The sequence below is a fragment of the Microbacterium invictum genome, from assembly GCF_034421375.1.
GTDB lineage: Bacteria > Actinomycetota > Actinomycetes > Actinomycetales > Microbacteriaceae > Microbacterium > Microbacterium invictum_A.
The window spans coordinates 453,269-467,136 of record NZ_CP139779.1 but is presented as its reverse complement, the minus strand read 5'-3'; the positions used below and the strand labels follow the sequence as shown (position 1 = coordinate 467,136).

The 13,868-nt window shown below is 69.9% G+C and carries 15 protein-coding genes; 7 read left to right on the top strand and 8 right to left on the bottom strand.

Features of this window, described 5'->3' with window-relative positions:
- Position 1: 1 nt before the first annotated feature.
- The 5 genes from T9R20_RS02320 (at position 2) to T9R20_RS02300 (ending at position 4,887) form a co-directional block, all read left to right on the top strand.
- Complete coding sequence (locus tag T9R20_RS02320) at positions 2 to 1,015, top strand: carbohydrate ABC transporter permease (protein WP_416182932.1); 1,014 nt, start codon at positions 2 to 4, stop codon at positions 1,013 to 1,015.
- Entirely contained in the window at positions 1,012 to 1,893 is an 882-nt protein-coding gene (locus tag T9R20_RS02315) for a carbohydrate ABC transporter permease (RefSeq protein WP_416182931.1), read from the top strand. The genes T9R20_RS02320 and T9R20_RS02315 overlap by 4 nt, the downstream gene beginning before the upstream one ends.
- 94 nt (positions 1,894 to 1,987) lie before the next feature.
- Positions 1,988 to 4,264, top strand: a complete 2,277-nt coding sequence (locus T9R20_RS02310) for a glycoside hydrolase family 3 N-terminal domain-containing protein (RefSeq protein WP_322412229.1) — start codon at positions 1,988 to 1,990, stop codon at positions 4,262 to 4,264.
- Positions 4,265 to 4,373: 109 nt separating this feature from the next.
- Positions 4,374 to 4,526: a hypothetical protein gene (locus tag T9R20_RS02305; RefSeq protein ID WP_322410947.1), complete on the top strand. Its 153-nt coding sequence runs from the start codon at positions 4,374 to 4,376 to the stop codon at positions 4,524 to 4,526.
- Between the two features lie 7 nt (positions 4,527 to 4,533).
- A complete protein-coding gene (locus T9R20_RS02300; RefSeq protein ID WP_322410946.1) occupies positions 4,534 to 4,887 on the top strand; it encodes a hypothetical protein in 354 nt (117 codons plus the stop codon).
- Between the two features lie 197 nt (positions 4,888 to 5,084).
- Here T9R20_RS02300 and T9R20_RS02295 read toward each other — a convergent pair whose 3' ends face one another.
- From T9R20_RS02295 to T9R20_RS02285, 3 genes are all read right to left on the bottom strand, one after another.
- Entirely contained in the window at positions 5,085 to 5,426 is a 342-nt protein-coding gene (locus T9R20_RS02295; RefSeq protein WP_322410945.1) for an ATP-dependent DNA ligase, read from the bottom strand.
- A gap of 48 nt (positions 5,427 to 5,474) precedes the next feature.
- Positions 5,475 to 6,335, bottom strand: a complete 861-nt coding sequence (locus tag T9R20_RS02290; protein ID WP_322410944.1) for an SDR family oxidoreductase — start codon at positions 6,333 to 6,335, stop codon at positions 5,475 to 5,477.
- A 92-nt stretch (positions 6,336 to 6,427) separates the two neighbouring features.
- Positions 6,428 to 6,721, bottom strand: a complete 294-nt coding sequence (locus T9R20_RS02285) for a hypothetical protein (RefSeq protein WP_322410943.1) — start codon at positions 6,719 to 6,721, stop codon at positions 6,428 to 6,430.
- Between the two features lie 186 nt (positions 6,722 to 6,907).
- On the opposite strand from T9R20_RS02285, the gene T9R20_RS02280 reads away from it, so the two are divergent.
- Together T9R20_RS02280 and T9R20_RS02275 are read left to right on the top strand one after the other, a co-directional pair.
- Positions 6,908 to 7,342, top strand: a complete 435-nt coding sequence (locus T9R20_RS02280; RefSeq protein WP_322410942.1) for a hypothetical protein — start codon at positions 6,908 to 6,910, stop codon at positions 7,340 to 7,342.
- Complete coding sequence (locus T9R20_RS02275) at positions 7,342 to 7,797, top strand: CinA family protein (protein ID WP_322412228.1); 456 nt, start codon at positions 7,342 to 7,344, stop codon at positions 7,795 to 7,797. The genes T9R20_RS02280 and T9R20_RS02275 overlap by 1 nt, the downstream gene beginning before the upstream one ends.
- A gap of 78 nt (positions 7,798 to 7,875) precedes the next feature.
- On the opposite strand, the gene T9R20_RS02270 is transcribed toward T9R20_RS02275, so the two are convergent.
- From T9R20_RS02270 to T9R20_RS02250, 5 genes are all read right to left on the bottom strand, one after another.
- Entirely contained in the window at positions 7,876 to 8,901 is a 1,026-nt protein-coding gene (locus T9R20_RS02270) for a glycosyltransferase family 2 protein (protein WP_322410941.1), read from the bottom strand.
- Positions 8,902 to 8,991: 90 nt separating this feature from the next.
- On the bottom strand, positions 8,992 to 9,291 hold the full coding sequence (locus T9R20_RS02265; RefSeq protein WP_322410940.1) for an LPXTG cell wall anchor domain-containing protein: 300 nt from the start codon (positions 9,289 to 9,291) through the stop codon (positions 8,992 to 8,994).
- Positions 9,288 to 10,469, bottom strand: a complete 1,182-nt coding sequence (locus T9R20_RS02260) for a WxL protein peptidoglycan domain-containing protein (RefSeq protein WP_322410939.1) — start codon at positions 10,467 to 10,469, stop codon at positions 9,288 to 9,290. Before T9R20_RS02260 ends, T9R20_RS02265 begins: the two co-directional genes overlap by 4 nt.
- A gap of 114 nt (positions 10,470 to 10,583) precedes the next feature.
- Complete coding sequence (locus T9R20_RS02255) at positions 10,584 to 11,219, bottom strand: hypothetical protein (RefSeq protein ID WP_322410938.1); 636 nt, start codon at positions 11,217 to 11,219, stop codon at positions 10,584 to 10,586.
- A gap of 150 nt (positions 11,220 to 11,369) precedes the next feature.
- A complete protein-coding gene (locus tag T9R20_RS02250; protein ID WP_322410937.1) occupies positions 11,370 to 13,796 on the bottom strand; it encodes a family 43 glycosylhydrolase in 2,427 nt (808 codons plus the stop codon).
- Positions 13,797 to 13,868 lie beyond the last annotated feature (72 nt).

The window sequence follows — 13,868 nt, the reverse complement described above, 5'->3', positions numbered from 1 at the left end:
CATGACCGTCCGCGAGATGTCCACCACGGACTCCGATCTCGCGCAGCACGACGGGGGCGGCGCCACGCCGCCCCCGTCCGTGCGGCGGGACAAGAGCCGTCCGCGGGGCCTGGGCTGGTCGGGCCGCCTCGAAGTCCTCCTCATGGTGGGCCCCGCCGTCGCCTTCTTCGTCGGCTTCGTCATCCTTCCCGTGGTGATGGCGGCCTACTACGGGTTCTTCCGCTGGTCGGGGTTCGGCCCCGCCACCGACTTCGTCGGCCTGCAGAACTACTTCGTGATCTTCAGCGATCCGAACTTCCAAGCGGCGCTCGGTCACAACGCCTTCATCGTCATCGCCTCCCTGGTGATGCAGGGGCCGGTCGCGCTGCTGCTGGCCCTGCTGCTGAACCGCAGGATGCGCGGTCAGTCGGTCATCCGGGTGCTGATCTTCGTCCCCTACGTCATCGCCGAGGTCGTCGTCGGCACCGGGTTCAGCCTGCTCCTGGCCACGCGCGGCGCGCTGAACGGCTTCCTCGAGAACGTCGGCCTCGGCTTCCTCGCCGCCGACTGGCTCTCCGATCCCGCGATCGCGATCTGGACGCTGATGGCGATCCTCACCTGGAAGTACGTCGGCTTCGCCGTCATCCTCTTCCTCGCCGGCCTCCAGTCGATCCCCGAGGAGCTGTACGAGGCCGCCGCGATCGACGGCGCGTCGTACTGGCAGATCCAGCGGCGGATCACCCTGCCGCTGCTCGGACCCACCGTGCGGATCTGGGCGTTCCTGTCCATCATCGGCGCCCTGCAGCTGTTCGACCTCGTCTACATCATCTGGGGTCAGTACGTCGCATCCGTGGCGGGCACCAACACCATGGCCATCTACATGGTCGCCACCGGCCGCAACGCCGGGAACTTCGGCTACGGGAACGCCGTCGCCGTCGTCATCTTCCTCATCTCGCTGGCCGTCGCCCTGATCTACCAGCGCTACGTGCTGCGACGCGACACCGCCGGGGCGATCACCGAAAGGGGTGCCGGATGAGCACCATGACCATCACCACCCGCGTCGCCGGTCGACGCAGCAAGGGTGCGCCCGCGAAGAAGCTCCCCTGGGGTCCGCCGAGCGTTTACTTCATCGCCCTCGTCGTCATCGGCATGATGCTCGGTCCGGTGCTGTACATCATCATCGGCGGCTTCCGCAGCAACTCCGAGATCACCGTCAACCCCGCCGGGCTTCCGACCGAGTGGCGCTGGGAGAACTACGCCAGCGTGCTGGCGGCCCCGCAGTTCTGGACGCAGGTGGGCAACTCCACGCTGGTGGGCCTGGCGACCACCGTCGGCGCCGTCGCCCTCGGTCTCATGGCCAGCTACGTGATCGCCCGTTACAGCTTCCGCGGGCGCGGTGCGCTCTACGCCCTCTTCGCCGCGGGCCTGATGTTCCCGATCACCGTCGCGATCACGCCGCTGTACATCGTGATCCGCAACCTCGGACTGATGAACAGCCTCCCCGGCGTCATCCTGCCGCAGATCGCGTTCGCGCTGCCGGTGACGATCATCATCCTGGTGCCGTTCCTGCGCGCCATTCCCGATGAGATCCAGGAGGCGGCCTACATCGACGGCTGCGGTCGCCTGGCGTTCTTCTGGCGCATGGTGCTGCCCCTGGCCGTGCCCGGGGTGATCACGGTGTCGATCCTCGCCTTCATCGGCAGCTGGAACGCCTACCTGCTCCCCCTGTTCATCCTGAACAACGAGGCGGCGTTCACCCTGCCCCTGGGTGTGCAGCAGTTCTCCTCGCAGTACTCCGTCGACACCGCACGGGTGCTGGCGTTCACGTCCCTGTCGATGCTCCCGGCGCTGATCTTCTTCAGCCTCTTCGAGCGTCGCATCGTCGGCGGCCTCACCGGTGCCGTCAAGGGCTGACGCCTCTTCCCTCGTCGACATCGAAGAAAGCAGCATCGTGACACTCCCTCCTGCCCTCTCGGCCTCCGAGCGCGTCCTGGACCTCGTCCACCGCATGACCCTCGACGAGAAGCTCGGCCAGCTCGTCGGCTTCTGGATCGACCAGGGCGACGAGGTGGTGGCTCCCCTCGCGGGCGAGATGAAGACCTCGACGCGGTTCGAGGATGCGGTCGTGCACGGCATCGGTCATTTCACGCGGGTCTACGGCACGCGTCCGGTCGATCCCATAGCCCGGGCCGAGTGGCTGTGGAACGAGCAGCGCCGGCTGCAGCGCGAGACCCGCCTGGGCATCCCCGCGCTCGTCCACGAGGAGTGCCTCACCGGTCTCGCGGCGTGGCAGGCGGCGACCTTCCCCACGCCGCTGGCGTGGGGCGCGGCCTTCGACCCCGACCTCGTCGCCGAGATGGGTCGCCTCATCGGCGGCTCGATGCGCGAGCTCGGCATCCACCAGGGTCTGGCCCCGGTGCTCGATGTCATCCGCGACCCGCGGTGGGGCCGGGTCGACGAGTGCATCGCCGAAGACCCCTACGTCGTCGGCACGATCGGGACGGCCTACGTACGGGGGCTCCAGGATGCCGGGGTGCACGCCACCCTGAAGCACTTTGTGGGCTACTCCGGCTCGCGGGCCGGCCGCAATCACGCGCCGGTGCACGCCGGACCCCGCGAGATCGCCGATGTCTTCCTGCCGCCGTTCGAGATGGCGGTGCGCGACGGCGGGGTGCGCGCGGTGATGAACTCCTACGCCGAGATCGACGGCGTCCCCGTCGCGGCATCCCGCGAATACCTCACCGAACTGCTGCGCGACCGATGGGGCTTCGACGGCGTCGTCGTCGCGGACTACTTCGCCGTGGCCTTCCTCCACACCATGCACCAGATCGCCGCCGACCCCGGCGAGGCTGCGCAGCTGGCCCTCGAGGCCGGGATCGACGTGGAGCTGCCCACCCTCGACGCCTACCCCGCGCTCGCCGAGAGGGTGCGCGCCGGCCTCCTCGACGAGGCCGTGATCGACCGCGCAGTGACCCGCGTCCTCACCCAGAAGGAAGACCTGGGCCTCCTCGACGCCGACTTCGACAGCCCGCCCCGCCGGATCGACCTCGACAGCCCTGCCCACCGACGCGTCGCGCGACGCCTCGCCGAGGAGGGCACGGTGCTCCTGACGAACGACGGGATGCTGCCGCTCGGCCGCGACACGCGTCGGATCGCCGTTCTCGGGCCCAACGCCGACAGCGCCGAGGCCCTCATGGGCTGCTACTCGTTCGCCAACCACGTGCTGGCGCACCACCCGGGCACCGCGATGGGCTTCGAGATCCCGACCGTGCTCGAGGCGCTCCGCGGTGCGCTCCCCGACGCCCGGATCACCCAAGAGGCCGGATGCGACGTCGAGGGCGACGACCGGTCGAGGATCGCCGCGGCGGTCGAGCTCGCCGCAGCGAGCGACGTGGCGGTCGTGGTCGTCGGCGACCGTGCAGGTCTGTTCGGCCGCGGCACGGTGGGCGAGGGCAACGACGTCGAGTCGCTCGACCTGCCCGGCGTGCAGCGCGAGCTCGTCGAGGCCGTCGTCGCCACCGGCACTCCCACGGTGATGGTCCTTCTCACCGGGCGCCCCTACGCCATCGCCTGGGCGGTGGAGGGCGAGCACGCCCCCGCGGCCGTCGTGCAGTCCTTCTTCCCGGGCGAAGAGGGCGGGACCGCCCTCGCCGCCATCCTCACCGGCGCGGTCAACCCGTCGGGCCGTCTGCCGGTGTCGCTCCCCCGCGCGGCCGGCGCGCAGCCCTACACCTACCTGCATCCGCATCTCGGTGGGCCCTCCGAGGTCACCAGCGCCGCGAACGCTCCCGTGCTGCCGTTCGGGCACGGGCTCGGGTACACGGCGTTCCATCACGAGGACCTGACGGTCGACGCATCGGTGGCCGCGGGCGCCGTCTTCACCGCGAAGGTCACCGTACGCAATGCCGGCGATCGCACCGGCACCGACGTCGTTCAGCTGTACGCCCACGACGTCGCGGCATCCGTCACCCGTCCGCAGGCGCAGCTGCTCGCCTACCAGCGCGTGACGCTCGAGCCGGGCGACGCGGCGGTCGTGTCGTTCGAGGTCCCCACTCAGCGGCTCGCGTTCAGCGGGCGCGATCTCACCCGCATCGTCGAACCGGGCAGGGTAGACCTCTGGGCGGGCACGTCGGTCGTCGATCGCGAGACCACGGCCTCGATCGAGATCACCGGAGAGGTCCACCCCGTCGGTGCGAGCGACCCGCGTATCGCGACAGCCCGGGTCAGGCCCGCGCCGGCTCCCACCGACGGCGTGACCGCCTCCATGCCGGCGGCGGTCAGCTGACGCAGGGTCCGGCACGCGCGTGCGCGCGGATATACCCCTCGCGCCGGACCGTCAACCCACTGGGATGCGCAGCGGGCCGGGCGCAGGGTGGAGCGTGAAGGAGGTTGTCATGACTTACGCTGCACTCCCTCTTCCCGAGGAGACCCCGGGGTCCACGCCCGCCGAGCCCCTCGCGCCGACGCCGAGCGAACCGACCGCGCCGAACCCCTCGGAGCCGAACCCGTTGCTTCCCCCGGAGCGATCCGCGGTCGGGCGGGGTTGACCGCGCCGTGGGCACCATCTTCTACGGCGGGTCGGCGACCCCCATCGACATCGACGACCGGGCGCTGTCGCACCTGAAGATCGTCATCGCCACGAAGCTCCGCCGGGATGAGAGCTTCACGGTCTCGTGGCGGCATCCGGATGACGAGCCGACCGGGCGCAGCACGATCTGGTTGCACCCGTCCATCCCGCTGCGCTTCGTCTTCGACGAGCCGGAGGCGCCCGCGATCAGCCGAGCGTGGATCGACGAGCTGATGGGCTCGGCCAACGCCAGCGGCGGGATCACCCTGGTCGCCGAGCACATGGACTCCTCGTCCGAGGGGTCCCCAGAGCACATCGCGGAGCTCCGCGCGCTGCGTTGAGTGGCGTGGCGCGTGTGTTGCGCGCCCCGCGGGTCCCGCGCCCTGCGCACTTTCTGACGGATCGCGCGTCCCGACCCCCGCGCCCGATCGCGATCCGTCGATAGATGCGGTCTGGATGCGACGCAGGCCGCATCCTTTGACGGATCGCGCCCGAGGGGATGCGCTGCGCGCCACACAGCGTCCGGCGCGTGGGTGCCTCAGCTCAGACCGCGCGGAGCAGACCCCGGGCTCGGCGGGTTCTCTTCCTCGGCCGGCTCGGGTGTGATGCTGAGGCCGTTCGGGCCGCTCGCGGCGAGCATGAGCTCTTCGATCCACAGGCGGTTGATCCGCGGATTGCGGCTGCCGAAGAAGTGGAACTGCATCGGCACCGACGGATGCATCCAGAAGCTGCGCCGCCCGCTGCCGTCTCCGATTTCGACGTCGAACATGAACGACTCCGACCGGCGGAGCTTGTTCATCACGACGATGCGCAGATGAGCGAGAGTGCGGTCTTCGATGTCCACCGAATTCGCCATCGTGTCGTAGATGAACCTGCCCATAGGGAAATCTTAGTCAGTCCGGCGTCCCGATCGGGGGCGAAGCTGCCGCTAGAGCGGCTTGCCACCGGTGACGGCGAGGACGGCGCCCGACGTGTACGACGCATCGTCCGACGCCAGGTAGACGTAGGCGCCTGCGAGCTCCGCGGGCTGACCGGCGCGTCCGAGAGGGGTGTCGGTGCCGAACGAGGTCAGCTTCTCCTCGTCAAACCCGGTCGCCGGGATGAGGGGTGTCCAGATCGGCCCCGGGGCGACGGCATTCACCCGGATTCCCCGCTCGCCCACCTCCTGTGCAAGGGCCTTCACGAAAGCCACCTGAGCCGCTTTCGTCATCGCGTAGTCGATCAGCCCGGGCGAAGGCTGGAACGCCTGCACCGACGAGGTGACGATGATCGAGGCGCCCGCCGTCAGTCGCGGCAGGGCAGCGCGGGCGGAGAAGATGAGCCCATACAGGTTGGTGCGGAACACACGATCGAACTCCTCGGTCGACAGCGTGGCGAGGCTGTCGCGATCGGCCTGGTACGCGGCGTTCAGCACGACGACATCGAGACCGCCCATGCGGCCGATCGCGTCGTCGACGATGCGGGCCGCGAACTCCTCGTCTCGCAGATCGCCGAGAAGCACCGCGCCGGTGCGGCCGGCGTCCTCGACGAGCGCGACGGTGGCCGCGGCATCCTGCTCTTCCTCCGGCAGCGCCGTGATGACGACGTCGGCACCCTCCCGCGCGAAGGCGATCGCGACGGCGCGTCCGATGCCGGAGTCACCGCCGGTGATGAGGGTACGCTTTCCTGCCAGACGTCCCGACCCGACGTAGCCGCCCTCCCCATGGTCCGGTTCGGGGAGCATCTCCCGGGTCTGCCCGGGCTGCTCCTGCCCCTGGGAAGGGAACGTCTGCTCGGCGTCATCCGACACTGGCGGCTCCTCTGCTCGAAGAACGATGACGCCTCGAGGTTCGTCGCGGATCCGCGCGGGGGCGAGGGGCTTGACAGCCGGATGCCGCGGGCTCACCCGCGCGCGGGCGGGCGGTGCGGGATCGGTACCGGTCGGCGGGGCCCGCCGCTGCGGGGCGAGAGCACGTCGGCCGCCGTGCGGACCACATCGTCGAATCGATCGAAGCGGCGAGGGGCGCGGATGCCGTGACGCCAGATCACGTCCACACCTAAGACGGCGCGTGTGGCGATCGCGATCACCGCCCGGGGGTCATCGGCCGGATGCGACCGATCGCAGAGCAGCCAGGTGTCTCCGGACACCGGCACGAAGACGAGGAATCGATCACTGACGTTGTACATCGCACTCACCCGAGTCGATCATGCGCCGATGAACGCGTCGAAGCCCAGGCCCTTGACAGAACGGGTTCGCGTGATTCCGATAATCGGCTTCGTCGACGCCGTCAACCGGGTGCGAATCGCTGCGACCCGCGCCAGGGTGGGGGGCAGCAGCGGTATCGTCCATCGACGGCGCCGCGCCCGAGAAGGGAACACCACATGACCACGAACCAGCCGCACGATGACGACCAGGCGGCGTCCGTCAGCCCGACGCCCGCGGGGGGCGGCGGCGCCGACTCGGGCGCAGCCCCGGCCGTCGTCCCGGAAGGCACAGGTTCCGCAGATGCCGAGGCGTCGAGCCAGAACGACATCGCCGGGGTCGGTCCGCGCGGCGAGGAATCCGACGACATAGCCACCCAGGACGCACCCCTGGAGGATCAAAACTCCACGACGCTGAGCGAAGAGGTGCGCGGGATCCTGGTGCAGACCCGAGCCGACATCCAGCTCGGCAACGCCCGGGAGGACCAGCTTCGCGACATCCTGTCGCGCCGTCTGCAGGACGCCGGACTCGATGACGACGTCGACCTCGACGCCCTGGTCCGCGAACTGGAAAGCCCTTCGGACGACGACACCGCGCCGGGCGTCCACCCGTGATGGACGCCGTCGAGGCTCTGGCGGAGCGCGCGCAGGAACGCGGGGTGCAGCTGGCCGTGGCCGAGTCCCTCACCTGCGGCCTGCTGGCCTCGACGATCGGGAAGGGCGCGTCAGCGCAGGAATGGTTCGCCGGCGGGGTGGTCTGCTACGCCCTCGACGTCAAGGAGCGCCTTCTCGGGCTGGAACCTGGCACGGATCCGTGTTCTCCGCAGTGCGCCGAGCAGCTGGCCCGGGGTGTGCGCCGGCTGATCATCGCCGACATCGCCGTATCGGTGACCGGCGTCGGAGGTCCGGATCCCTCGGACGGACACCCTCCCGGCACCGTGTACGTGGGGTGGGCGGATGACACCGGCAGCGGGCACCGAGCGCTGGTGCTCGACACCGATGACCCTGGCGAGGTGCTCGAGGCGAGCGTCGACGCCGCGCTCCACGTCTTCCTCGACCGCCTCGCCTGACCGCGCACTCCCCCCAGAGAGGGTGGACTCCCTCCCACCGAGGGTGCGCTCCCTCCCGCCGAGGGTGCACTCCCTGCGCTACTTCGTCGCGTCCGCAGGAGGAAGATCCTGAAGGTCGCTGCGGTCGCGGAGCGAGTCGCCGTCATCCACCGCAGCGATGTCGGTCTCGTCCCCGGCGGGCGCGGGCTCGTGAGTCTGCGCGCCGTCGGCCGCGTCGGTCGGATCGGAGGGGTGGTCTGCCGTCATGTCGCTCATGGACTCCACTGTTCCTGCCGCACGGGCACGGGTCGACCCCGTTGACATCAGGGCGGCGGCGGGGAAGGTCCGTCCCGTCGCGCGGGCGAGCGCAAGACGGAGAACGCGGACCGGGGGGATATCCCGCGGCCAGTGGATGAGTACCGTGTGGATGCCGCGGCCGAACCGCCGACGCATCGCCGACGCATCGGCGAACGGTCGCATCGACACCCCCATGGGGAGCCCGCGCACCGCACGAATGCGGTGACGTTCCCCGAGATGGAAGGAGAGGTCGAGATCGTCGTGCACTTCGGGGTCACTGCGGTGGACGAGATGCGCGATCCGCACCCATGCCTCCCGGCGGACGGCAAGATTCGATCCCCATAGCGGCGTGTGACCGAGAGCCGGCCACAGCGTGGCGCGGTACGCGAAGAGGTAGACGCACGCGAGAGGGCGGCGGAGCCACCTCGGACCGTCGATGAATCGGGCGCCACCCGTCGCGGCGGTGAGCAAGGGATCCGCCTCGAAGGCACGGACGATGCCCGCCACCCACGCCGGTCCGGGCCGGCAGTCGGCGTCCATGCGCGCGACGATGTCGCCGGTCGCGGCGTCGAAGGCGGCGGCGTTCGCCGCCGGTATCCCGCCGCCGGGCTCGCGCACCAGACGCGCGCCGGCCTCCCGCGCGATCCGTGCGACCTCATCGACGGAGCCGGCGGCGGGGCGACCGTTGTCGAGCACCACGACCTCGGCGGGCGGGACCGTCTGCGCCGCGAGCGCGGCGAGTGCGTGTCGGAGCTCCTCCGCGTCGTCCTTCACGGGGATGACGACGCTGATTCGCGGGCGATTCGGGCGGGCGTTCGAAGAGGCCATCCGATGACCCTAGGGAGCGCCGCCCGGACACCGCGCGGGGTTTGACTCTGGGATCGATGATCAGGTAGTCGTCGCTCTCGCGGGCCGATGTCAGCGCGCGCTGATCCGTCTCCGCCGGCGAGCGAGGAGCGCGGCGACGCCGGAGAGCAGCAGAGCGGCGCCCAGCACGATCGCCGCCGTGGGATCCACGCCGGTGGCCCCGAGCCCGTCGGGCACCGAGCCGCCCGAGCCGGGCGCGGCGGTGACACCGGGAGTCGGCGTCACCGACGGCGTCGAAGTGACCGTCGGTGTGGGCGTCGGCGACGGCGTCTCCGCCGGAGCGATGTCGACGAGGACATCGACCCCGCCCTCGCCGGGCGCGACGTCTCCGGCGTTCGTCGCGGCGATCACCTGAGGCTCCGTCGGGTCACTGATTCTCCTGGGGGTGAGGGGTCGATGGTCGGGGACGTCGCCGTCGCGGAGGATTGGGCCAGCGCAGGCTCCGCGCTCGCGCCGTCGACGGTGCGGGCGGCGGCGAAGCCCTCCTCGCGAGCCGCCGCCACGATCGCGGCCAGGCGGGCCCGTGAACGCCTCCGGCGCCAGAGGAGCGCCGCGAGCAGCAGGCCGACCCCGACGAGCAGGATGAGCTGCGGGAGGGGAAGAGCCCAGAGCGTCGCTGACGCGGCGCTGGCGGTGACCGGCAGGTCGGACCCGGCGAAGTCGCGCGCGGTCGGCGTGAGATCGACGGCCAGCGGCACGACGACGGTCGGCCAGACGCCGGCGAGCGCCAGGGTGAGGGTGCGCGTCTCACCGGGAAGGAGCTGCTGCACGGCCTCTCCCGCCGCGGGGAAGTCCGCCGATGCGCTGCCCGCGGTGAGGGTGCCCTGCGCCTGCACGGCGGTGTTGCCGGTGTTGGTGACCTCGAACGACACGGTCGCCTCGCCGGGTCGGAAGGGATTCCACGACAGGTCGTAGGAGCCGGCGACCGCCTGCACGGTGGCGGCGGGAGCGAGCTCTCCGGTCACGCGCGTGGTGATGCGGAAGCCGACGCGGCTCTCGACGCCGACACCGGTCCCGGTCGCGTCGGTGCCGGCCGACAGGACCGACGCGGCGATCCCCGCGGCGTGGTCGCCGGGGACGGCATCGTCGGGCACCTCGGTGGTGAAGGTGACGACGGTGGTGCCGCCGGGTTCGACGGTGACCGACTCGGGGAGGGTGATCCAGGTGCCGGCGTCGACCGACGGCTCGCTCGAGGGCAGCATCGTGAAGCGACCGTTGTCGGAGTAGTAGCCGTCGGCCGCGCTCAGCGCGAAGGTGACGGGGATGGCGCTGAAGTTGCGGACCGCGAAGCGGTCGGTGCGCGACTGGCCCGGGTCGAGTTCCTGCTCGATGACGCCGCGCTGGTCGGGGCATGCCTCGTCGGCCGGTGTCACCGACCAGGTGATCTCATCGTCGGTGGCGGCGCTGGCGGCGCCCGCCGACACCACGGCTACCGGCGCCGCTGCGGCCGCCGGCACGACACCCAGGAGCGACGCGCCTGACAGGGCGATCGCCGCGACCAGGCCGGCTCGCGTCATCCGTCGGCGCATGAACGTACTCCTTCACTCATCCGGGGGGGACAGAGCGGAGAGGGTCGAGATCCGTGGGGAGATCTCGACCCCCTCCTTTCCGATGGGTAGATCCGGAAGGACCTCGGCCTTCGCTCAGCCGATGTCTTCGAACAGCGAGATGGTCAGCACCGACGCGTAGGCGCCGGGAGCGACATCCGCACCGGTCTTCAGCGTCAGGCCGGCGGTCGCCGACCATGCGTTGTTGCCCTCGTTCACGGCGTCCTCCGAGGTGAACGCCGAGTAGAGCAGCTCACCCTCGACCAGTCCGACGCTCGCCTCGGGTCCGTCGTCGAGGACGGTGCCGATCGGGTCGCCCTCGGTGATGAACTCGTACTCGCCGATCACCTCGGGCGTCCAGCCGAGGTTCCCGGCCGGGATGTCGGGCTGACCCTCCTGGCCGACGAAGTCGGTCGCCTGCCCGTACACCGACCAGAACGAGCCGTCCGGGATGCTGTCGGGGTCGCGCGTGTCGCTCACGGTGACCTCGGGCAGCTGTCCGTCGAACTGCCGGATGGTCGGGTCGCCCGACACAACCTCGGCGAGGCTCGTCGAGGTGCCGTCCACGGTCAGGGTCAGCGCGCCGTCGTCGGTCGACTCGATGTCGACCGTGACGTCGACGTCGCCGGTGTCGAGCTCGTCGGCGATCGCGGCGCTCGCGCCGCCTGCCAGCAGCAGGCCACCGACGGCGGCTACGGCTATCCGGGCCGAAAGGCCCTGGGGGAACTTCATTGTCTTGCTCCGTTCTTCGGGCGGCGGCTACGACGCCCGAGCAGATGTTACCGAGAACACTACGACATCACAACCGAACCGCCTGGTCCGACCGAGATGTCTCGCGGGAGTCCGGGGCCGGGCGGATCGCCCGGCCCCGGACGGGGACTGCTAGCCGCAGGTGCGGCTGTCGTACGGCGCCGACACGAGCGTCGAGACCGGCTGGCCGTCGACGGTCGCACTCGCGGTCACGTCGACATCGCCGCCGGCGATGTTCGTGGCGCGGGTGGTGTAGGCGTGGGTGGCCGACTTGCCGGGGGCGACCGAGGCGAACGTCTTGGTTCCGTACTCCGACACCGCCGCGACCTGGACCGCGACGTCATCGTTGTTGGTGACCTTGACGGTGACCTGCACCTTGCCCGCCGCGCAGCGGGTGGCAGCCTCGGCCGTCACGTCGAGCGACGGCTGCGCCGCACCCTCGGTGAAGGCCCAGTTGTCCAGCTCGAACAGGTCGCCGCTCTCACCGGTGTAGGTGAAGAAGACGTCCTTCGTGCCGGTGGCACCCGTGAGGTCGGCGCTGAGCTCGGTCCACTCCCCGATCTCGCCGGTGACCGGGATGGTCGCCAGCACCGCACCGGTGTCGCTGCCGTCGCGCACCTGGATCGCGCCGCCCTCCTGGAGCGGCTTGACCGTGACGGTGACCGAGGCCGCACCGGTGTCGCCGAAGGCCACCGACGACAGACCGGTCCAGTCACCGTTGTCGATGTCGCGCACGACGAGGTTCGGAGCGGTGTCGCCGAACTCCGCCGAGCCGCCGTCGATCTTCGCCGTCGCGATGCCCTTCGTCCAGCCGAGGGTCTCGGCCTCGAAGGTGCGGAACGGATCGAAGTCGCGCACCTGATCGACACCTGCGTAGTCGCCCACGACCTGCTGGATGGTGCCGTCCTCGTTGAAGGTCAGCTCCTGGATGTGGGGGCTGCGGTAACCCTGCGTCGTGTTGCCGTTGATGCGCTTGTTGAGCGTGGGGGCGTGGTACGTGAAGTAGTACTTGCCCTCGTACTCGAACACCGACTGGTGGTTGTTGCCACCGGTTCCCGCACCGAAGAACTGCGACTGGTTCGGGAAGAGCACACCGGCGTACGTCTCCTTCGGCCACGACATCGGGTCATCCGAGATCATGTAGCCGATCTGACCGCCGCCCGGGTAGCCCGGAAGAGGCGTCTGATTGCCGCCGAAGTCGTTGCCGCCGAAGTGCGACGAGTAGGACAGGTAGTACTTGCCCTCGCGCTTGAACACCTGCGCCGCCTCGAACGCCACGGGGGCGTCCACGACCGCGGCGGTGCCCTGCGTGTTGACCATGTCGTCGGCCAGCTCGATCACGCGGATGTTCTTCGGGTTGTTGAACCGCTCGGCAGCCGGGAAGGCCGTCGAGGCGGGCCCGCCGCCGAACCAGAGGTACGCCTGGCCGTCGTCGTCCACCAGCGGTGCCGGGTCGAACAGCCAGCTGACGCCCTGGGCGCCTGGCGTGCTGCCGTTGATCAGCGTGCTGGAGCGCTCGCTGACCCACGGACCCAGGGGCGAGTCACCGGTGATGACGTTGCTGGAGCCGCCGCCGTTGGCGTAGTAGAGGAAGAACTTCTCCTCGCCGTCGACGACCTTCTTCTCCATGCCCGGCGCCCACGAGTTGTTCGTGAACGGCGCGATGCCCTGCGAGCCGGCGACCGGGATCTCACCGTGGTCGACCCAGTTCACCATGTCGGTGGTGGAGATGAGCGTGATCTGGTTGATGTCGCCGTAGTTGATGCCGGGGGATACTCCGGTGGCGGGGTTGGGCGCGTAACCCTGGGTGTCGTTGGTCATGTACATGTAGACGCGACCGTCGTGGACGAACCCGTACCCGTCGGCGCCGAACTTGTGACCGATGAGCGGGTTGTGCTCACCCGGCAGCTTGCCGACGACCTCGACGGTCTTCGACGGGGCGGCCGGCGGCGGGGGCGGCGGAGCGCCGACGAGCGAGACGTCGTCGACCGTGAAGTCCATGAGGTGCAGGTTCGGGTCGCTCTGCGGGCTGGCGTTGTACGGCGTCTCGATGAACAGGCGCGTGGTGGTGACGTTCTGTCCTGCGGGGATGGTGAAGGTGGCGTTGATGTACCCCCACTGGCCGCGAGCCGGGGTGACGCTGCCGAGGTTGGTGTACGTGAACCCGCCGTAGTGCATCGTCGCGAAGAACTGCTTCGTCGCAGGGCTGCTGGGGTTGTCGTACTTGACCCGGGCCGTGACGGTGTAGGTCTGGCCGGCTTGGAGCTTGCCGGACAGATCCTGCATCGGACCCGAGCCGGTGGTCTGACGCGCGGAGGCGCGCAGACCGTTGGACCCTGAGAACGCATCGTTCACGATGGTCAGAGTGGCACCGTCGGTGGCGTTGCCGTTGTTGGCGAACCACCCCTCGGTACCGTTCTCGAACCCTCCGTTGACGATGAGCTCCTCTTCAGCCGCGTACACCGGGCTGGTGACAGCGATACTCGCTGCCATCAGGATGCCGGCGGCGGCCATGGCGGCGATCCGGAACCGGGATCGCTTCGAGGCGCGCTCGTGCAAGAGATATCTCCTTGATGTGTTTCGGACGTCGGTGTTCAGTTGTCGGTCGTATTCAGTTGTGGGGGCGGGGTT